Consider the following 18,229-nt stretch of genomic DNA (forward strand, 5'->3'; position numbering starts at 1 on the left):
TTTGTCATAAAAAATTCGTCAATCTGTGCTGACTGGCTGATTTTCAGACAAAAAGGCACCCGTTAATGGGTTATCAGGTCAGCGCGCCGCCCTGACGACACTGAGCGAAACGCAGGATATCTTCGGCGAGACGCCGCGCGGTATCCACGTCCGCCTGGCTGCGTTTGACCAGCAGACGGCTCAGACAGCCTTCCAGCACCAGTTCCATCTGCTCGGCGACCATCGCCGGATCGTCCACTTCGAGCTGCGTTAACAGCTCATGCGTGTAGTGATACGCCGCGCGTTTTTGCTGATCCGCCAGTTGATGGATCGGGTGTGACGCCTCGGGGTAAAACGTGCAGGCGGCGATAAACAGACAGCCTGGGTAGCGATCCTGGCTGACGCAGTCCGTCAGCGCCTGATAGCGCGCCATGAGCTTTTGCTCGGCGCTTAGCTCTTCGTTGTAGATCAGCTGGCGGCGCCAGGCGTCCACACGCTGGCTTAAATAGCGCAATGCGTCATACAGCAGCGCCTCGCGATCCGGCCAGTAGCGCTGGATCTCTTCCGTCGGACACTGTGCCGCGGCGGCCACCATTTCCGGTGTGGTATTGGCAATCCCTTCCTGTTCAAGGATATGCAGGGCCTGCTCCAGAACTTCTTCACGTTGCACGGTCTACTCCTCTCCGTTTAGCCCAACGGTTTCTCCCACCCAAGTGTTGTTTACCGCAGGCGATTGTGCAAATGCGTTGCAAACGCGGGGGCGTCCATAAAACCGGTGACGCGGCCATTTGGGATCTCGTTACCCTGCGCATCGAAGAAAATAATCGTGGGCAGCCCGAGCACATTAAGGCGCTTCAGCAATGCCACATCGGCGGCGCTGTTAGCGGTGACGTTAGCCTGCAACAGCACCGCGCCATCAAGCGCGCGCTGCACCTCTGGCGCGCTGAACGTATATTTTTCAAACTCTTTACAGGCGACGCACCAGTCAGCGTAGAGATCGAGCATCACCGGCTTGCCTTTGGCCTGCGCCAGCGCGCGGTCGAGATCGTCCACCGTGGCGATGCGGGTGAAGGCCAGATGCGCCTGGGATTCCGCGACAGGCGCGCCGAAAACCCAGTCCTGCAACGGACGGGCGCAAATCATTGCCGCACCCAGCAGGACGATTTGCACCGCGCGCATCCAGGAGCGGGTGGCGTTCAGGCTCGTGACAAACGCCCAGCCGAAGAACGCGACGCCAAGCACGCTCCAGAGACGCACTCCCCACGGCTCGCCCAGCACGCGCTCCAGCAGAAATACCGGTAGCGCCAGGATAACAAAGCCGAACGCGGTTTTTACCTGCTCCATCCACGGGCCGCTTTTTGGCAGCAGCCGGTTGCCGAAAACGGTAACCATAATCAACGGCAGCCCCATGCCGAGCGCGTAGAGATACAACGTACCGCCGCCGAGCCACAGGTTCCCGCTCTGGGCGATATAAAGCAGAATGGCACTGAGCGGCGCAGTGGTGCAGGGCGAGCAGATAAGCCCGGCAATCGCGCCCATCGCAAACACGCCGCCCGGCGAGCCGCCGCGCTGGCGGTTGCTCATCAGCGTCAGGCGCGTTTGCAGCGACGCGGGCAGTTGCAGCGTAAAGAGCCCGAACATCGAGAGTGCCAGCAGAACAAACACCGCAGAGAGCGTCACCAGCACCCACGGGCTTTGCAGCGCCGCCTGAAATTGTAGCCCCGCGGCGGCGGCCACCAGCCCGAGCGCGGTATACGTGAGCGCCATTCCCTGCACGTAGATAAACGCCAGCAGCAGCGCGCGGCGGGTGGAAAGCCGTTTTTCGCCGCCAAGCACGATGCCGGAGATAAGCGGGTACATGGGGAGCACGCAGGGGGTGAAAGCGACGCCGATGCCGATGAGCAGCGCCCAGAGCGCGGAGAAGGGCAGGGTGGCGGAAGGCGCATCGCTGTTAACGCGGGTTTGCTCGCCAGTGGCGGCCGAAGGCGTAGCGGCGTCGGCTTTAACACTCTCTGTCGGTTCGACGGCGCTCAGCGGCACCGTGCGGGTTTCCGGCGGGTAACAGAAACCGGCTTCTGCGCAGCCCTGGTACGTCACGCTCAGCGTCGCGCCCGGCGACGCCTGCTCTACCGTGACCGGCACGCTGAGCGCGTCACGGTAGATTTCGCTTTTGCCGAAGAACTCATCTTCATGCGGCTCGCCAGTGGGCAGTGCGAGCGGTGCCACGCTTGCACTGGCGGGCGTTACGCGAATTTGCTGGCGATAGAGATAGTAGCCGGGCTTAATCTGCCAGTTCAGCGTCAGCTGGTTCTTCTGCTGCTGAAAATCAAACGCGAAGGCCTGGTCTGCCGGCACAAACTGCGAGGCGTTTTGCTGGCCGAAGAGTGAGGCCGAAGCATGAGCGCTGCAAAACAGCAGGATCAGCGTAAGGATGCGGTGAGCCATGAGAGGTAATCGTTGTCTCCATGAATAACGGGGATCACAAGCAGTTCGGGTGTCTGATACGGATGATGGCTTTTAAGACACGTCAGCAGCGCCTGCTGGCGCGCGATATCGCTTTTTAACACCATTTGCACTTCGTACTCTTGCTCCAGTTTGCCTTCCCAGTAGTAGAGCGAGGTGGCACCCGGCAGCAGCGTCACGCAGGCGGCGAGATTTTCCGCCAGCGCTTTGGCCGCCAGATCCTGCGCGGTGGCTTCGTCCGGCGCGGTGCAAAGCACAACGACGGCGTCCGGCGCGGCGTGAGTAACGGTATTTTCATCCAGCATAAAGCCCTCCTGCCTGAAAAGTGTGAACGGCTACTATACAACGGCAGAAGCGGGCGCGTTAGCCGTTGAGCGCAGGTGTGAGGGGTTGTGACGTAAAAAGGGGCGCCGCAGCGCCCCGGAAGATCACAGCATGACGCTGCCCAGCAGGAAGCCAAAGCAGACGGAGAGCACAACGCCGAGCGTGCCCGGAATAAAAAACGGGTGGTTAAAGACGAAGCGGCCAATACGCGTGGTGCCGGTATCGTCCATCTGTACGGCGGCAACCAGTGTCGGATAGGTCGGCAGAATAAACAGGCCGGAAACGGCGGCAAAAGAGGCGACGGCTGTCAGCGGGGAGACGTTCAGCGCCAGCGCCATCGGCATCAGCGCTTTGGCGGTCGCCGCCTGAGAATAAAGCAGCGCGGAGGCGATAAAGAAAATCAGCGCCAGCAGCCACGGGTGGCCCTGAATCACGCTGCCCGCCGTGGCTTTGATCCAGTCGATATTGGCGGAAACGAAGGTGTCGCCAAGCCACGCCACGCCGAGGATACAGATACAGGCGCTCATTCCCGCTTTAAAGGTGCTGGAGTTCAGAATGGTGTCGGTTTCCACGCGGCAGAGAAGCGTGATAAGCGTCGCGACGCTCAGCATGATGATGAGGATGGCGCTGGTGGTGTTCATCAGCGGTTTTGCCACAAGGCCAAGGCTCGGGCTGTTGATAATCGCATATGCAACAACGCAAACCACGCCCAGCAGGAACAGCCATACGGAGGTTTTGGCGCGCGGTTTGATGTCAATTTGCTTATCGCCGCGCAGCTCGATTAACCCCTCTTCAAGACGTTTGAGGTACACCGGATCGTCGGAAAGCTTCGAGTTAAAAAGGATCGAGACGAGAAAAGACATGACCAGGACCGCCGCGAGCGTAGAAGGGATAACGACCATCAGCAGATGAATGTAGCTGACGCCGTGACCTTCCATCACCGAGGACATATACACCACGGCCGCGGAAATCGGCGACGCCGTGATGGCTATCTGCGCGGCGACCACGGCGGTGGAGAGCGGACGGCAAGGCTTCACGCCCTGTTCTTTGGCCACTTCGGCGATAACCGGCAGCGTGGCGAGCGAGATATTCCCGGTACCGGCGAAAATCGTCAGAAAATAAGTGACGATGGGAGCCAGTATCGTGATGTATTTCGGGTTTTTGCGCAGCAGCTTTTCCGTCTGGTTGACCAGGAAATCGAGCCCGCCCGCGACCTGCATGGCGGAGATGGCGGCGATCACCGCCATGATGATTGAGATAACGTCAAAAGGGATATTACCGGGTTTCACCCCGATGGCGGCGAGGACCAGCACGCCCAACCCGCCTGCATACCCAATGCCGATTCCCCCAAGCCTGGCGCCAAGAAAAATGGCCAGTAAAACGATGATAAGTTCGACAACTATCATGATGGCTTCCTTGATGGTTAATTGTTGGATAATTAAAAGTTATAATTTGGTATCCATTAAACGAAAAAGGCACGTCCGAAGACGTGCCTTTTCAGTGTACCGCGAAAGGGGATTACTGTTCGCTTTCATCGGTATAGCGTTTTGCTTTGTAGGCCGGATGCATCAGGTTCTGGACAGAGAAAATGTCGTCCAGCTCCGCTTCCGTCAGCAGACCGCGCTCCAGTACGACTTCACGCACGCTCTTGCCGGTTTCAGCGCAAATCTTCCCGACGATATCGCCGTTGTGGTGGCCGATGAACGGGTTGAGATAGGTGACGATACCGATAGAGTTGTAGACGTAGCCTTCGCACACTTCTTTATTGGCGGTAATGCCGTTGACGCATTTTTCCAGCAAGTTGTAGCAGGCGTTGGTCAGGATATGAATCGACTCAAACATCGCCTGGCCGATGACCGGCTCCATCACGTTCAGCTGCAGCTGGCCGGCTTCAGACGCCATGGTCACGGTGGTGTCGTTGCCGATGACTTTAAAGCAGACCTGATTTACCACTTCCGGCACAACCGGGTTCACTTTGGCTGGCATGATGGACGAACCCGCCTGCAGCTCCGGCAGGTTAATTTCGTTTAAGCCCGCGCGCGGACCGGAAGAGAGCAGACGCAGGTCGTTACAGATTTTGGAGAGCTTAACGGCCAGTCGCTTGAGCGAGCTGTGCACCATAACGTAAGCGCCGCAGTCGGAGGTCGCTTCGATCAGGTCTTCCGCCGGAACGACCGGCAGATTGCTCACTTCCGCGAGTTTCTGCACCGCCAGTTGCTGATAACCATCCGGGGTGTTCAGACGCGTGCCGATAGCGGTCGCGCCGAGGTTCACCTCAAGCAGCAGCTCCGCCGTACGCAGCAGGTTTTTGGTTTCTTCATTCAGCAGCACGTTAAATGCGTGGAACTCCTGGCCGAGCGTCATCGGCACGGCGTCCTGAAGCTGGGTGCGGCCCATTTTCAGGATGTTTTCAAACTCGACGGCCTTGCGCTGGAAACCTTCGCCCAGCTCTTTAATGGCGTCGACCAGTTTCACGACAGACGCGTAAACCGCGATGCGGAAGCCGGTCGGGTAGGCGTCGTTCGTGGACTGGCATTTGTTCACATGATCGTTAGGGTTGAGGAACTGGTATTCCCCTTTCTGGTGGCCCATCAGCTCAAGACCAATGTTCGCCAGCACTTCGTTGGTGTTCATGTTAACGGAAGTGCCCGCGCCGCCCTGGTACACATCGACCGGGAACTGATCCATGCATTTTCCGTTATTCAGCACTTCATCGCAGGCGGCGATAATCGTGTCGGCGATTTTGCGCGGAATGGTCTGCAACTCTTTGTTGGCCAGCGCCGCCGCCTTTTTCACCATCACCATGCCGCGAACAAACTCAGGGATATCGCTGATTTTGCTGTTGCTGATGTAAAAGTTTTCAATCGCTCGCAGAGTGTGAACACCGTAGTAGGCATCCGCTGGAACTTCCCTGGTACCCAACAAATCTTCTTCGATACGAATGTTGTTTAACATGTGAACCTTCTTACTTAAGCTGACTAAGAATGCACCAAACTCACAGGATATATGTGGTTATGGAGGTAAAATGACCGACATTTATGTCCTTAATCGGTCTGGTGCCCACGATCATATGCTGATGATAGCGAAAAGCAGTAACCTGGATCACTTATTCCCGGCCGCGTCTGATGACAATTATTAAACTGTGAAATGGGTCACCGCTTAAAAATTTCCAGAAAAAATGTCCGTGCAAAGTGATTGAACTTTGACTAAGGCGCCTCCATCTCAGTGTATATGCGTTCGCACATCCATTTCTAAGGCGCCAGAAGGCGCCTGCTTTTTACAGGAGAACCCGGTGCGCTGGATACCCTTTATCGCCTTCTTTCTTTACATCTACATTGAAATTTCCATCTTTATTCAGGTGGCGCATGTGTTCGGCGTTTTTCTGACCTTAGTACTGGTGATTTTCACCTCGGTCATCGGGATGTCGCTGGTGCGTAACCAAGGCTTTAAAAACCTGATGCTGATGCAGCAGAAAATGGAAGCGGGCGAAAGCCCGGCGGCGGAAATGCTGAAGAGCGTGTCGCTGATTATCGCAGGCCTGTTGCTTCTGTTGCCTGGCTTCTTTACCGATTTCCTCGGCCTGCTGTTGCTGCTGCCGCCGGTGCAAAAACTTATTACCCTGCGCCTGATGCCGCATTTGCGCTTTGGGCGGATGCCGGGCGGTGGTTTTGGGGCTTCATCGCAGGGCGGCAACACCTTCGACGGCGAGTACCAGCGTAAAGACGACGGCCCCAAACGTCTTGAAGACCACGATCGCGACTCGCGATAAAAAATCCAAAAAATTTTTTTCTTTTCCCCCTTGAAGGGGGAAAACCCCAACCCCATCTCTCAGGGCACCAGCCGGAAACCTTCACGGGCCGGCTCAATCCCTAACTGATACGGACTTTCTCAAAGGAGAGCTATCAATGAATATTCGTCCATTGCATGATCGCGTGATCGTCAAGCGTAAAGAAATTGAATCTAAATCTGCTGGCGGCATCGTTCTGACCGGCTCCGCTGCGGGTAAATCCACGCGTGGCGAAGTGCTGGCTGTTGGCAATGGCCGCATCCTTGAAAATGGCGAAGTGAAGCCGCTGGATGTGAAAGTGGGCGACATCGTAATTTTCAACGATGGCTATGGTGTAAAAACCGAGAAGCTGGACGATCAGGAAGTGCTGATCATGTCTGAAAGCGACATTCTGGCAATTGTTGAAGCGTAATCTCACGCGCGAACAAAACTGAACGTACGAATTTAAGGGAAATAACGATATGGCAGCTAAAGACGTAAAATTCGGTAACGACGCTCGTGTGAAAATGCTCCGCGGCGTAAACGTACTGGCAGACGCAGTGAAAGTCACCCTGGGCCCGAAAGGCCGTAACGTGGTGCTGGATAAATCTTTCGGTGCGCCGACCATCACCAAAGACGGCGTGTCCGTAGCACGTGAAATCGAACTGGAAGACAAGTTCGAAAACATGGGTGCCCAGATGGTGAAAGAAGTGGCCTCCAAAGCGAACGACGCGGCAGGCGACGGTACCACCACTGCAACCGTACTGGCACAGGCTATTATCACCGAAGGCCTGAAAGCTGTTGCGGCAGGCATGAACCCGATGGACCTGAAACGCGGTATCGATAAAGCGGTTGTTGCCGCTGTTGAAGAGCTGAAAGCGCTCTCCGTACCGTGCTCTGACTCTAAAGCTATCGCTCAGGTCGGCACCATCTCCGCTAACTCCGATGAAACCGTAGGTAAACTGATTGCCGAAGCGATGGAGAAAGTGGGCAAAGAAGGCGTTATCACTGTTGAAGAAGGCACCGGTCTGCAGGACGAGCTGGATGTGGTTGAAGGTATGCAGTTCGACCGCGGCTACCTGTCTCCGTACTTCATCAACAAGCCGGAAACTGGCGCTGTTGAGCTGGAAAGCCCGTTCATCCTGCTGGCTGACAAAAAAATCTCCAACATCCGCGAAATGCTGCCGGTTCTCGAAGCCGTGGCTAAAGCAGGCAAACCGCTGCTGATCATCGCTGAAGATGTTGAAGGCGAAGCACTGGCGACCCTGGTCGTGAACACCATGCGCGGCATCGTGAAAGTGGCTGCGGTGAAAGCACCGGGCTTCGGCGACCGTCGTAAAGCTATGCTGCAGGATATCGCAATCCTGACTGGCGGTACCGTTATCTCTGAAGAGATCGGTATGGAGCTGGAAAAAGCGACCCTGGAAGATCTGGGTCAGGCGAAACGCGTTGTTATCAACAAAGACACCACCACCATCATCGATGGCGTGGGCGACGAATCCGCAATCCAGGGCCGTGTTGGTCAGATCCGTCAGCAGATCGAAGAAGCGACCTCTGACTACGACCGTGAAAAACTGCAGGAGCGCGTAGCTAAACTGGCTGGCGGCGTTGCGGTTATCAAGGTTGGCGCTGCGACCGAAGTGGAAATGAAAGAGAAGAAAGCCCGCGTTGAAGACGCCCTGCACGCAACCCGTGCTGCGGTGGAAGAAGGCGTGGTTGCTGGTGGCGGTGTAGCGCTGGTGCGTGTTGCTGCGAAACTGACCGAACTGACTGGCCAGAACGAAGACCAGAACGTGGGTATTAAAGTTGCGCTGCGCGCAATGGAAGCTCCGCTGCGTCAGATCGTGTCCAACGCCGGTGAAGAGCCGTCTGTTGTCGCGAACAACGTGAAAGCTGGCGACGGTAACTATGGTTACAACGCGGCGACCGAAGAATACGGCAACATGATCGACATGGGTATCCTGGATCCGACCAAAGTGACCCGTTCTGCACTGCAGTACGCGTCTTCTGTGGCTGGCCTGATGATCACCACCGAGTGCATGGTTACCGATCTGCCGAAAGAAGATAAAGCCGACTTAGGCGCTGCAGGCATGGGCGGCATGGGCGGTATGGGCGGTATGATGTAATTTAATCTTCATACTTCAGGCCCAGTGCGTTGGCTGCATTCATTCACCCCCGTCACTTACTGAGGTAAGCGCCTGGGATTCATGAACTTGCCGCCTGCCTGCAACCTGAATTATTCGATTAAAAACAGAAAACCCCGGTCAGGAATGGCCGGGGTTTTTCTTTTGGTCATCTTTTTAGTATAAGGTCTTACCGGGCTTACGCAGCCCAGGCTATCACCAGCTATTCATAATGGGGAACAACATGCGCTTGAAAGTCACTACAGGAATGGTTGTCGCAGCGCTGCTGCTGGCGGGATGCAGCAACGGTAACTCACTCTCTGCCGCAGGCCAGAGCGTGCGTTTTGTTGAAGAGCAGCCAGGTAAAGAGTGCCGCTTACTGGGCACGGCGACCGGTGAGCAGAGCAACTGGCTTTCTGGTCAGCACGGCGAAGAGGGCGGCTCCATGCGCGGTGCGGCAAACGATCTGCGTAATCAGGCCGCAGCGATGGGCGGCAATGTGCTTTATGGCGTAAGCAGCCCGACCCAGAACCTGCTTTCAAGCTTTGTTCCAACATCCAGCAAAATGGTCGGTCAGGTGTATAAATGCCCGAACTGAAAGTGATATCACCGCATTAACGGTTTTGAAAGATAAAAAGGCGGGTGCGCTGCGCTTACCCGCCCTACGATTTTAACGCCGCGCTGGGTTTGACTGTGGCGGGTGCGCTGCGCTTACCCGCCCTACGATTTTAACGCCGCGTTGGGTTTGACTGTGGCGGCTGCGCTGCGCTTACTTGCCCTACAGGTTTATCGCTGCCGCTTTTTCTGCGTAGGGCGGGTAAGCGCCAGCGCACCCGCCGCCTTGCCATTCACGATAAAATCAATTCTGTCGCAGCTGCAAATCCAGCGGCGTTTTGCTCGGCTCGCCACCAATTTCACGCGCCAGCTTCGGCACCAGATAACCGGAAACCCGCGACAACAGCTCGCGCATAATCGCCCGCGCCTCGTCGTCGCTCACCATAAAATGCGCCGCGCCTTGTACTTTATCCAGCACATGCAGGTAATAGGGCATCACGCCCGCATCAAACAGCGCATTGCTGAGCGCCGCCAGCGTTGCCGCGTTATCGTTCACGCCTTTCAACAGCACGCTCTGGTTCAGCAGCGTAACGCCTGCCGCGCGCAGCTTCGCCATTCCCGCGCGAAACGCGTCGTCAATTTCCTGTGCATGGTTAATGTGATTCACGAGGAGCACCTGCAAACGCGTCTCGCCGAGCAGCCGGACCAGCGCATCGGTAATACGCGCCGGGATAACAATTGGCAGACGGCTGTGGATGCGCAGGCGCTTGATATGTGGGATCGCCTCAAGATGCGCGACCAGCCATTCCAGCTCGTGGTCTTTCGCCATCAGCGGATCGCCGCCGGAGAAAATAATTTCATCCAGCTCCGGGTGCGCGGCGATGTAATCCAGCGCGGCCTGCCAGTTGCGCTTATTGCCCTGGTTATCCGCATACGGGAAATGACGGCGGAAGCAGTAGCGGCAATTCACCGCACAGCCGCCTTTTACCAGCAGCAGCGCGCGATTGTGGTACTTATGAAGGAGGCCTGGCACCACACTGTTTTGCTCTTCCAGCGGATCGGTGGTAAAACCGGGCGCCGCGACAAACTCCTCGCGCGCGGTTAATACCTGGCGCAGCAGCGGATCCTGCGGGTTGCCTTTCTCCATCCGCGCGGCGAACGCGCGCGGTACGCGCAGCGCAAATAACCGGCGCGCGTCGCGACCTGCCAGCAATTCTTCACTGGCGTCTATATTGAGAAGGTGCAGGAGCTCATCGGGATCGGTGATAACATCGGCAAGTTGCGATAACCAATCTTCTCGGGATGGGGTATTTAGGGTTACAATATGCGCCATTTTGTGGCTTAGCTACCAGTTAACAATTTCAGAGGGCCTTATGGCGACTTATTCTAGCAACGATTTTCGTGCCGGTCTTAAAATCATGATGGACGGCGAACCGTACGCCGTTGAATCCAGCGAATTCGTTAAACCGGGTAAAGGTCAGGCGTTCGCACGCGTTAAGCTGCGCCGTCTGCTGACCGGTTCTCGCGTTGAGAAAACCTTTAAATCCACCGACTCCGCTGAAGGCGCAGACGTTGTGGATATGAACCTGACTTACCTCTACAACGACGGTGAGTTCTGGCACTTCATGAACAACGAAACTTTCGAACAGCTGGCTGCGGATGCCAAAGCCGTTGGCGACAACGCGAAATGGCTGCTGGACCAGGCTGAGTGCATCGTGACCCTGTGGAACGGCCAGCCTATCTCCGTTACCCCGCCGAACTTCGTAGAGCTGGAAATCGTGGATACCGATCCGGGCTTGAAAGGCGATACCGCAGGCACCGGTGGCAAACCGGCGACCCTGTCTACCGGCGCTGTGGTAAAAGTACCGCTGTTCGTACAGATCGGCGAAGTCATCAAAGTGGATACCCGCTCTGGTGAATACGTTTCCCGCGTAAAATAATCTCGACTGATATCAGCGGCGTGGTGTCGCCACGCCGCATATTTGCAGAGAACGTTCCATGAAAACCCCGCTGTTACGTCCCCTTTTGATTCTGCTGCTGTGCTCGCTAATCAGCGCCTGTAATACGGCTCGTGGCTTTGGCGAAGATATTCAGCATCTCGGCGGCGCGATTGAGCGCGCAGTAAAATAGTTCTTCTGTTCCTAAAAATCGTTTCCTTCCGGCAGCTTGTCAGTTTTTGTCTATGCTTAAAAAGCTATACACAAATAACTTAGGCTATAAAAGGAAGAGATTATGGTTAAGAAAACAATTGCGGCGCTCTTTTCAGCACTGGTCCTTTCTTCACTGTTGACGGCCTGTAACACCACGCGTGGTGTAGGCGAAGACATTCAGGACGGCGGTAGCGCAATTTCTGGCGCAGCGACTCGCGCATCGCAGTAAGCTTTGCGACGACGGTACGACCCCTCCCGGTGTCGTACCGTTATCTTGCGCACATCTCTGGCAGCGGCACGAACAGCGAAAAGCGGTTATCGGCACCGAGTTTCATGCGAATATTGCGTTTATAGGTGTAAACCGTTTTAACGGCGATGCCCATTTTCCGCGCGATTTCTTCATTGCTCATTCCCACGCTCCACCATTCCAGAATGCGTTCTTCACGCAGCGTCAGTAGCGGCGTAATGGTTTTAGGCTCGCCGAACGGCGGACGTGACATCAGCGCTTTACCAATCATCTGGCCAAGCTCGCGCAGTGGAATAGTTTTATCCACGATGCGCCAGGTTATTTGCTGTGAGCAATAATCATTCAGCACGTCTGAACTACCGCTTTGTAATAAAATAAGGCGCGTAGTATTGCCGCAGGCGGCGAAAATCGAGGAGAACTGATTTACGTGGTGAATATCTCCCATAAACCCGTGAAGATCGGCAATCACCATATTGGGTTGCCATTGAATAAGAAGCTCACGCGCGCGCAGCAAGTGATCGGTTGCCGTCACGTGAAACGGCGCCGCGAAATCTTCAGCGTGGTTAAGCCAGCTTTCGAGCCCGGTACGGCTGAAATGACAGCGGTCAACCAGTAAAATTTTATACATGCTCGGATTCATTATGGAGAGAAAGACGCACCTGCTGACGCCAGCAGGAAAGTGTTTCATCATAGGAAGATTTATCGCTAACTGAACCCGTGATGTACGCGCACAATCGCGGCTATTTCCTGGCTTAACTCACGAGAATCCGCTGGTTTAGGAAAAACCTGGTTGCAAAATGCGCAACAAGAAGGGATGATCCCGCTGTTTAATCACCTGGCCTTGCGGGACGACCTGCAAGCGCGTCATGTTGAACGGGGACGGCCCCAAATAACCTGGAGCTGAATATGTCCTGGTTCGTTCTGTTTATCGCTGGTCTTCTGGAAGTGGTCTGGGCCGTCGGCCTGAAATATACCCACGGTTTTACGCGTGTTGTGCCAAGCCTCATCACCGTTTCGGCGATGATTGTCAGCATTGTGCTGCTTTCATGGGCGATGAAAAGCCTGCCGACCGGCACGGCTTATGCTGTCTGGACGGGGATCGGCGCGGTGGGTGCGGCCATTACCGGCATTCTGCTGTTAGGTGAGTCCGCAAGCCCCGCGAGGCTGATAAGCCTGGGGCTTATCGTCGCGGGGATTATCGGTCTGAAACTCAGCACGCACTAACCGGCGCGCTGGTTTACCCAAATCAGTTTTTCCACCGCGAAGCCCTGACGGGTCGCGGAATCCAGCAGATCCTCTTTCACTTGCTTACTGATGGTTGGCGTGCGGGAGAGGATCCACAGATAACTGCGATCCGGTCCGCAGATCAGCGCATGCTGGTAGTCTTTATCCAGTGCGATAATGTTATATCCGCCGTAGAACGGGCCGAAGAAAGAGACTTTCAGCGCGGCGCGGCGGGTATCGCCGGTGAAATAGGCTTTACCTTCGCTCTGCTGCCATTTGTTACGATCCGGGTTAAAGCCGCGGTTAATCACGTTCAGGCCGCCATCGCCACGCAGGCTGTAGATCGCGGTGACCTGCTCAAGACCGCGCTCAAAGCGGTGATCGAAACGCGCGATTTCATACCACGTGCCGAGATAGCGGTTAACGTTAAAATCCTCCACCACTCTGACACCGCTCGGCGGCGTCGGGGTACTGCAGGCGACAAGCAGTGCTGCAGTCGCGACGGTAGCTATAACAGGGAGTAGTCGAATACGCATGGCGGGATCCTTCTGTTTTTACTGCTAAGTGTAGATGCCCGTAGCGGTTTTGTAACATCAGAGAAGGGAAATAGTCAGGAAGAAAAGCGCCGCTTCGTGAGAAGCGGCGACAGGGTTCAGAGTGTAACTACGCCAATCAGCGTCACGACCGTCAGAATGGCGGCCAGACCATAGAACACCCATTTCCCGGCAGGAACGTGGATTTTCAGGTCATGCATACCGTGATGAATGCGGTGCAGGCCACACCACAGCGGCAGCACAATCATCAGGAGCAGGAACAGGCGGCCCACCCAGCTCTGGGCGAACGCCAGCACGCGCTCGTAGCTGAATGCGCCTTCCGGCCCTATGCCGAGCGGCAGCAGAATGCCCACCAGCAGGATGATGACCGGCGCGATAATCGCGCACCACATGCCGCCTGCGCCAAACAGGCCCCAGAATACCGGCTCGTCGGAGCGTTTCGGGTGTTGATTAATCACGATATCCTCCTTACCAGACCAGGGCGATAAACAGCACGACAATCGTGACAAGCACCGTCACGCCCCACAGCCCGCGGATCACCGGCTCCGGCCCCATTTTTTCGTCTTTCACCACCACGATGGCGGCTTTCGGCGCCAGTTCAAACCAGGTTTTGGTGTGTAGCAGCGCCGCCAGCAGCGTGATGATGTTCAGTAACACGACGACAGGGTTTTGCAGAAAACCGACAAAACCGGCCCAGCTCTCCGGGCCATGCTTAAGCGCGAACAGGCCATAAATCAGTACAAGGCTGAACCAGACAGCAGGCACCGAGGTGCCTTCGCGCAGCATGTAAAAGCGGTAGAAGGGCAGTTGCTTCCACCAGCCTGTTTCCATCGTCCGTACATAAGGCTTACGTTTCGAGGTCATCATTCACTCCTTGCGCCGGGTTTGAGCATGGCGATTAAGAAATCCTTCGAGCTCTCCACTTTGCTCTGCTGGATAGCCGCGGCCGGATCGACATGTTTCGGGCAGACTTCCGAGCAGAAGCCAACAAACGTACAGGTCCAGACGCCGTTCTGGCTGTTAAGCTGCGGCATACGCGCCTTCTGGCCCTTATCGCGGCTGTCGAGGTTATAGCGGTGCGCGAGCGTGATCGCCGCCGGGCCGATGAACTCCGGGTTCAGGCCAAACTGTGGGCAGGCGGCGTAGCACAGGCCGCAGTTGATGCAGCCGGAGAACTGATGGTATTTCGCCATCTGTGCCGGCGTCTGGGTGTTTGGCCCCTGTTCCGGCTTTCTCGGGTTGCCGATGATATAAGGCTTAATGGCTTCGAGGCTCTCGATAAAGTGGGTCATATCGACAACCAAATCGCGCTCGATCGGGAAATTCGCCAGCGCCTCGACTTTCATACCGGAGGTGTAATCGCGCAGGAACGTTTTACAGGCGAGTTTCGGCACGCGGTTGACCATCATGCCGCAGGAGCCGCAGATAGCCATGCGGCACGACCAGCGATAGCTTAAATCCGGCGCCAGGTTGTCTTTGATATAGCCGAGCGCGTCAAGCAGCGAGGTTTGCTCATCCCAGGGCACGTCGTAAAACGCGCTGTGCGGCGCGTTATCGGTTTCCGGGTTATAACGCACGACTTCAATGCGCAGCGTTTTCATCTCAGCCATTCGCCGTCTCCTTTTTATCGGCCGCTTCCGACTCCGCGCCATAAACGCGTTTCGCCGGAGGCAGAGTGGTAATCTTCACGTCGCTGTAATCGAGGCGGGTGGTACCGTCTGCGTCGCGAAAGGCGAGGGTATGACGCAGAAAGTTCACGTCATCGCGCTCGGTACAGCCTTCGTCAAGACGCTGATGCGCGCCGCGCGACTCTTTGCGCGCCATCGCGGAGTGCGCCATACATTCAGCAACGTTCAGGCCGTGGCCAAGCTCAATGGTGTAGAGCAAATCGGTGTTGAAGACGCTGGAAGTGTCGCTAATGCGCACACGTTTAAAGCGCTCCTGCAATTCAGCAAGTTTATCGATGGTTTTCTGCATCAGTTCAGGTGTGCGGTAAATGCCGCAGCCTTCTTCCATCGAGAGGCCCATTTCATCGCGGATTTTCGCCCAGCTTTCGTTGCCGTCCTGGTTCACCAGCGCGTGCAGACGCGCTTCGACATCCGCGGCCTGTGCGTTCAGCACGTCGTCACGGGTGGATGTCACTTCCATCGCGCGTTCCATCGCCTGCGTGCCTGCCAGTTGGCCGAATACGACCAGCTCCGCCAATGAGTTTGAACCAAGACGGTTCGCGCCATGCAGCCCCACGGACGAGCATTCGCCCACGGCAAACAGCCCCTTGATGCGGGTTTCGCACTGCTGATTGGTTTCGATGCCGCCCATGGTGTAATGCGCCGTCGGGCGCACGGGAATCGGCTCTTTGACCGGATCGACACCCACGTAGGCTTTCGCCAGCTCGCAAATGAACGGTAGCCGCTCCAGCAGTTTTTTCTCGCCGAGGTGGCGTAGATCGAGATAGACCACATCCCCGCGCGGCGTAGAGATGGTGTTGCCTTTGCGCCACTCGTGCCAGAAGGCCTGCGATACTTTATCGCGCGGCCCCAGTTCCATATATTTGTTCTTCGGCTCGCCGAGCGGCGTTTCCGGCCCCATGCCGTAATCCTGTAAATAGCGATAGCCGTTTTTATTCACCAGAATGCCGCCCTCGCCACGGCAGCCTTCCGTCATCAGAATGCCGGAGCCGGGCAGACCGGTCGGGTGATACTGCACGAACTCCATATCGCGCAGTGGCACGCCGTGCGCCAGCGCCATGCCCATGCCGTCGCCAGTGACGATGCCGCCGTTGGTGTTATAGCGATAGACGCGCCCCGCGCCGCCGGTCGCCATCACCACCGCGTTCGCCCGGATCTGCACGAGCGTACCTTCCATCATGTTCATCGCCACCAGGCCGCGCGCCTGCCCGTCATCCACCAGAATATCGAGGACGAAATGCTCATCGAAGCGCTGGATTTGCGGGAATTGCAGGGAGGTCTGGAACAGGGTGTGGAGCATATGGAAGCCGGTTTTGTCGGCGGCAAACCAGGTCCGCTCGATTTTCATGCCGCCAAAGCGTCTGACGTTGACCGAGCCGTCTGGTCGGCGGCTCCACGGGCAGCCCCATTGCTCAAGCTGAGTCATTTCACGCGGGCAATGTTTAACGAAATAGTCCACCACATCCTGCTCGCACAGCCAGTCGCCGCCTGCGACCGTGTCGTGGAAATGATACTCAAAACTGTCATGATCCTGGGCAACGGCCGCCGAACCGCCTTCGGCGGCGACGGTATGACTACGCATCGGATAGACTTTTGAAATCAGTGCGATTTTAGCGTTGGGATTACGCTCGGCCGCCGCAATGGCTGCCCGCAGTCCCGCGCCGCCGGCACCGATAATGGCGAGATCGGCTTGAAAAGTATGCACGACATTCCTCCGGGTTTTAGTTATTCCCACCGCGCGGTAACAAAGGCGAAAACTCGGGGCTGCGCGGGGGTAAAGCATTCCCCTGCTCCTTTTTGGGTAGGTGAGTATAACCTTAGCCCTAAAGGGGAAATTTGATGTGTTCGATTTTTTGGGGCGGTGCGACGCGTTTTACACGCCGGGTTAATTGAAGTGGCTCACAAAACGCAAATCTGGCGTGAGTAAAGGAAAAAAGTGCGCAAAATTTGTCTGGCGAACGGGATACGAGTAGACTTCGTGCCCTTGTTTGACGACGGAGAAAGTACCATGAGCGAGACGGCCACCTGGCAGCCGAGCGCATCCATCCCCAACCTGTTAAAACGCGCCGCCATCATGGCGGAGATCCGCCGTTTTTTCGCGGACCGCGGCGTACTGGAGGTGGAAACCCCCTGCATGAGCCAGGCGACGGTAACCGATATCCACCTGTTCCCGTTTGAAACGCGTTTCGTCGGCCCCGGCCATTCCCAGGGGATTAATCTCTATCTGATGACCAGCCCGGAATATCACATGAAACGCCTGCTGGCGGCGGGCTGTGGGCCGGTGTATCAGCTGTGCCGAAGCTTTCGTAATGAAGAGATGGGGCGTCATCACAACCCGGAATTCACGATGCTGGAGTGGTATCGCCCGCATTACGATATGTACCGCCTGATGAACGAGGTGGACGATCTTCTGCAGCAGGTGCTGGAGTGCCAGCCCGCCGAGACCATTTCCTACCAGCAGGCGTTCCAGCGCCATCTGGAGATAGACCCGCTGTCGGCGGATAAAACGCAGTTGCGCGAGGTAGCGGCGAAGCTTGACCTGAGCAATATCGCGGATACCGAAGAAGATCGCGACACGCTCCTGCAGCTCTTGTTCTCTATGGGCGTTGAGCCACACATCGGTAAAGATCGCCCGGTGTTTGTGTATCACTTCCCGGCAAGCCAGGCGGCGCTCGCGCAAATCAGCACCGAAGATCACCGCGTGGCGGAGCGTTTTGAGGTCTATTACAAAGGCATTGAGCTGGCGAATGGTTTCCATGAGCTGACCGACGCGCGCGAACAGCAGCAGCGTTTCGAGCAGGATAACCGCAAACGCCTTCAGCGCGGACTGCCGCAGCAGCCGGTGGATTACAACCTGCTGGAAGCGCTGAAAGTGGGCCTGCCAGATTGTTCCGGCGTGGCGCTGGGCGTCGATCGCCTGATCATGCTGGCGCTGGGCGCAGAGAGCCTCGCTGAAGTTATCGCCTTTACGGTTGATCGGGCATAACGGCTGGATGCTTACTTGTGGCGGGTGCGCTTCGCTTACCCGCCCTACGGTGTTAGATAAGGCTTAATTTGCCTTTGTAGGGTGGGTAAGCGCAGCGCACCCACCTTTACTAAACGACTTCAACAACAGAATTGCCGACATAAAAAAGGAGCCTTGCGGCTCCTTTTTCG

At 56.4% G+C, this 18,229-nt stretch carries 21 protein-coding genes; 9 read left to right on the top strand and 12 right to left on the bottom strand.

Annotated elements, in window-relative coordinates; all coding sequences use genetic code 11:
• Positions 1-73: 73 nt before the first annotated feature.
• The 5 genes from CSK29544_RS07065 to aspA form a co-directional block, all read right to left on the bottom strand.
• Positions 74-649, bottom strand: a complete 576-nt coding sequence (locus CSK29544_RS07065) for a transcriptional regulator (RefSeq protein ID WP_004387009.1) — start codon at positions 647-649, stop codon at positions 74-76.
• A 50-nt stretch (positions 650-699) separates the two neighbouring features.
• Positions 700-2,424 carry a protein-disulfide reductase DsbD gene (locus tag CSK29544_RS07070; RefSeq protein ID WP_007887533.1) on the bottom strand — a complete coding sequence of 575 codons (1,725 nt, stop codon included), beginning with the start codon at positions 2,422-2,424 and terminating at the stop codon, positions 700-702.
• Positions 2,400-2,747: a divalent cation tolerance protein CutA gene (gene cutA, locus CSK29544_RS07075; protein ID WP_007796688.1), complete on the bottom strand. Its 348-nt coding sequence runs from the start codon at positions 2,745-2,747 to the stop codon at positions 2,400-2,402. The genes CSK29544_RS07070 and cutA overlap by 25 nt, the downstream gene beginning before the upstream one ends.
• A gap of 123 nt (positions 2,748-2,870) precedes the next feature.
• Positions 2,871-4,172, bottom strand: coding sequence for an anaerobic C4-dicarboxylate transporter (locus tag CSK29544_RS07080; RefSeq protein ID WP_007887530.1), 1,302 nt, complete (start codon positions 4,170-4,172; stop codon positions 2,871-2,873).
• Between the two features lie 112 nt (positions 4,173-4,284).
• Complete coding sequence (aspA, locus tag CSK29544_RS07085; RefSeq protein ID WP_007871256.1) at positions 4,285-5,721, bottom strand: aspartate ammonia-lyase; 1,437 nt, start codon at positions 5,719-5,721, stop codon at positions 4,285-4,287.
• Between the two features lie 337 nt (positions 5,722-6,058).
• Here aspA and CSK29544_RS07090 point away from each other — a divergent pair, with 337 nt between their 5' ends.
• From CSK29544_RS07090 to CSK29544_RS07105, 4 genes are all read left to right on the top strand, one after another.
• Positions 6,059-6,535 carry an FxsA family protein gene (locus CSK29544_RS07090; RefSeq protein ID WP_007887527.1) on the top strand — a complete coding sequence of 159 codons (477 nt, stop codon included), beginning with the start codon at positions 6,059-6,061 and terminating at the stop codon, positions 6,533-6,535.
• A 136-nt stretch (positions 6,536-6,671) separates the two neighbouring features.
• Positions 6,672-6,965, top strand: a complete 294-nt coding sequence (locus CSK29544_RS07095) for a co-chaperone GroES (RefSeq protein WP_004387018.1) — start codon at positions 6,672-6,674, stop codon at positions 6,963-6,965.
• Between the two features lie 49 nt (positions 6,966-7,014).
• Positions 7,015-8,658 carry a chaperonin GroEL gene (gene groL, locus CSK29544_RS07100; RefSeq protein ID WP_004387019.1) on the top strand — a complete coding sequence of 548 codons (1,644 nt, stop codon included), beginning with the start codon at positions 7,015-7,017 and terminating at the stop codon, positions 8,656-8,658.
• 241 nt (positions 8,659-8,899) lie between these two features.
• A complete protein-coding gene (locus CSK29544_RS07105; protein WP_032975127.1) occupies positions 8,900-9,253 on the top strand; it encodes a DUF4156 domain-containing protein in 354 nt (117 codons plus the stop codon).
• A 261-nt stretch (positions 9,254-9,514) separates the two neighbouring features.
• On the opposite strand, the gene epmB is transcribed toward CSK29544_RS07105, so the two are convergent.
• A complete protein-coding gene (gene epmB / locus CSK29544_RS07110; RefSeq protein ID WP_015386318.1) occupies positions 9,515-10,543 on the bottom strand; it encodes an EF-P beta-lysylation protein EpmB in 1,029 nt (342 codons plus the stop codon).
• Positions 10,544-10,583: 40 nt separating this feature from the next.
• Between epmB and efp the strand changes: the two genes are divergently transcribed.
• From efp to ecnB, 3 genes are all read left to right on the top strand, one after another.
• A complete protein-coding gene (gene efp / locus CSK29544_RS07115; RefSeq protein WP_004386068.1) occupies positions 10,584-11,150 on the top strand; it encodes an elongation factor P in 567 nt (188 codons plus the stop codon).
• Positions 11,151-11,208: 58 nt separating this feature from the next.
• Positions 11,209-11,340: an entericidin A/B family lipoprotein gene (locus tag CSK29544_RS22545; RefSeq protein WP_007871236.1), complete on the top strand. Its 132-nt coding sequence runs from the start codon at positions 11,209-11,211 to the stop codon at positions 11,338-11,340.
• Between the two features lie 102 nt (positions 11,341-11,442).
• Positions 11,443-11,589 (top strand): lipoprotein toxin entericidin B, encoded by a 147-nt coding sequence (ecnB, locus tag CSK29544_RS07120; protein WP_004386070.1) that lies wholly within the window; start codon positions 11,443-11,445, stop codon positions 11,587-11,589.
• A 40-nt stretch (positions 11,590-11,629) separates the two neighbouring features.
• On the opposite strand, the gene CSK29544_RS07125 is transcribed toward ecnB, so the two are convergent.
• Entirely contained in the window at positions 11,630-12,235 is a 606-nt protein-coding gene (locus CSK29544_RS07125; RefSeq protein ID WP_004386071.1) for a response regulator transcription factor, read from the bottom strand.
• 278 nt (positions 12,236-12,513) lie between these two features.
• On the opposite strand from CSK29544_RS07125, the gene sugE reads away from it, so the two are divergent.
• Positions 12,514-12,831: a quaternary ammonium compound efflux SMR transporter SugE gene (sugE, locus tag CSK29544_RS07130; RefSeq protein WP_007702160.1), complete on the top strand. Its 318-nt coding sequence runs from the start codon at positions 12,514-12,516 to the stop codon at positions 12,829-12,831.
• Here sugE and CSK29544_RS07135 read toward each other — a convergent pair.
• The 5 genes from CSK29544_RS07135 to frdA all read right to left on the bottom strand — a co-directional run bounded on the left by CSK29544_RS07135 (position 12,828) and on the right by frdA (position 16,778).
• Positions 12,828-13,367, bottom strand: a complete 540-nt coding sequence (locus tag CSK29544_RS07135; RefSeq protein WP_071844239.1) for a lipocalin family protein — start codon at positions 13,365-13,367, stop codon at positions 12,828-12,830. The genes sugE and CSK29544_RS07135 overlap by 4 nt on opposite strands.
• A gap of 116 nt (positions 13,368-13,483) precedes the next feature.
• Complete coding sequence (gene frdD / locus CSK29544_RS07140) at positions 13,484-13,843, bottom strand: fumarate reductase subunit FrdD (protein ID WP_007887517.1); 360 nt, start codon at positions 13,841-13,843, stop codon at positions 13,484-13,486.
• Between the two features lie 10 nt (positions 13,844-13,853).
• On the bottom strand, positions 13,854-14,249 hold the full coding sequence (gene frdC / locus CSK29544_RS07145; protein WP_007887513.1) for a fumarate reductase subunit FrdC: 396 nt from the start codon (positions 14,247-14,249) through the stop codon (positions 13,854-13,856).
• Positions 14,249-14,995 (bottom strand): succinate dehydrogenase/fumarate reductase iron-sulfur subunit, encoded by a 747-nt coding sequence (locus CSK29544_RS07150; RefSeq protein ID WP_007887512.1) that lies wholly within the window; start codon positions 14,993-14,995, stop codon positions 14,249-14,251. Before CSK29544_RS07150 ends, frdC begins: the two co-directional genes overlap by 1 nt.
• Entirely contained in the window at positions 14,988-16,778 is a 1,791-nt protein-coding gene (gene frdA, locus CSK29544_RS07155) for a fumarate reductase (quinol) flavoprotein subunit (protein ID WP_007887510.1), read from the bottom strand. Before frdA ends, CSK29544_RS07150 begins: the two co-directional genes overlap by 8 nt.
• Before the next feature lie 303 nt (positions 16,779-17,081).
• Here frdA and epmA point away from each other — a divergent pair, with 303 nt between their 5' ends.
• On the top strand, positions 17,082-18,059 hold the full coding sequence (gene epmA, locus CSK29544_RS07160) for an elongation factor P--(R)-beta-lysine ligase (RefSeq protein WP_007887508.1): 978 nt from the start codon (positions 17,082-17,084) through the stop codon (positions 18,057-18,059).
• Positions 18,060-18,229 lie beyond the last annotated feature (170 nt).

This window comes from Cronobacter sakazakii (genome assembly GCF_000982825.1).
GTDB classification, from domain to species: Bacteria; Pseudomonadota; Gammaproteobacteria; order Enterobacterales; family Enterobacteriaceae; genus Cronobacter; species Cronobacter sakazakii.

Bases quoted from the DNA above. Each gene is read 5' to 3' on its own strand.
- CSK29544_RS22545 (WP_007871236.1), top strand. From the start codon at position 11,209: ATGAAAACCCCGCTGTTACGTCCCCTTTTGATTCTGCTGCTGTGCTCG.
- CSK29544_RS07150 (WP_007887512.1), bottom strand. From the start codon at position 14,995: ATGGCTGAGATGAAAACGCTGCGCATTGAAGTCGTGCGTTATAACCCG.
- CSK29544_RS07125 (WP_004386071.1), bottom strand. From the start codon at position 12,235: ATGTATAAAATTTTACTGGTTGACCGCTGTCATTTCAGCCGTACCGGG.
- sugE (WP_007702160.1), top strand. From the start codon at position 12,514: ATGTCCTGGTTCGTTCTGTTTATCGCTGGTCTTCTGGAAGTGGTCTGG.
- epmA (WP_007887508.1), top strand. From the start codon at position 17,082: ATGAGCGAGACGGCCACCTGGCAGCCGAGCGCATCCATCCCCAACCTG.
- epmB (WP_015386318.1), bottom strand. From the start codon at position 10,543: ATGGCGCATATTGTAACCCTAAATACCCCATCCCGAGAAGATTGGTTA.
- frdC (WP_007887513.1), bottom strand. From the start codon at position 14,249: ATGACCTCGAAACGTAAGCCTTATGTACGGACGATGGAAACAGGCTGG.
- cutA (WP_007796688.1), bottom strand. From the start codon at position 2,747: ATGCTGGATGAAAATACCGTTACTCACGCCGCGCCGGACGCCGTCGTT.
- CSK29544_RS07135 (WP_071844239.1), bottom strand. From the start codon at position 13,367: ATGCGTATTCGACTACTCCCTGTTATAGCTACCGTCGCGACTGCAGCA.
- groL (WP_004387019.1), top strand. From the start codon at position 7,015: ATGGCAGCTAAAGACGTAAAATTCGGTAACGACGCTCGTGTGAAAATG.
- CSK29544_RS07095 (WP_004387018.1), top strand. From the start codon at position 6,672: ATGAATATTCGTCCATTGCATGATCGCGTGATCGTCAAGCGTAAAGAA.
- efp (WP_004386068.1), top strand. From the start codon at position 10,584: ATGGCGACTTATTCTAGCAACGATTTTCGTGCCGGTCTTAAAATCATG.
- CSK29544_RS07105 (WP_032975127.1), top strand. From the start codon at position 8,900: ATGCGCTTGAAAGTCACTACAGGAATGGTTGTCGCAGCGCTGCTGCTG.
- aspA (WP_007871256.1), bottom strand. From the start codon at position 5,721: ATGTTAAACAACATTCGTATCGAAGAAGATTTGTTGGGTACCAGGGAA.
- ecnB (WP_004386070.1), top strand. From the start codon at position 11,443: ATGGTTAAGAAAACAATTGCGGCGCTCTTTTCAGCACTGGTCCTTTCT.
- CSK29544_RS07080 (WP_007887530.1), bottom strand. From the start codon at position 4,172: ATGATAGTTGTCGAACTTATCATCGTTTTACTGGCCATTTTTCTTGGC.
- CSK29544_RS07070 (WP_007887533.1), bottom strand. From the start codon at position 2,424: ATGGCTCACCGCATCCTTACGCTGATCCTGCTGTTTTGCAGCGCTCAT.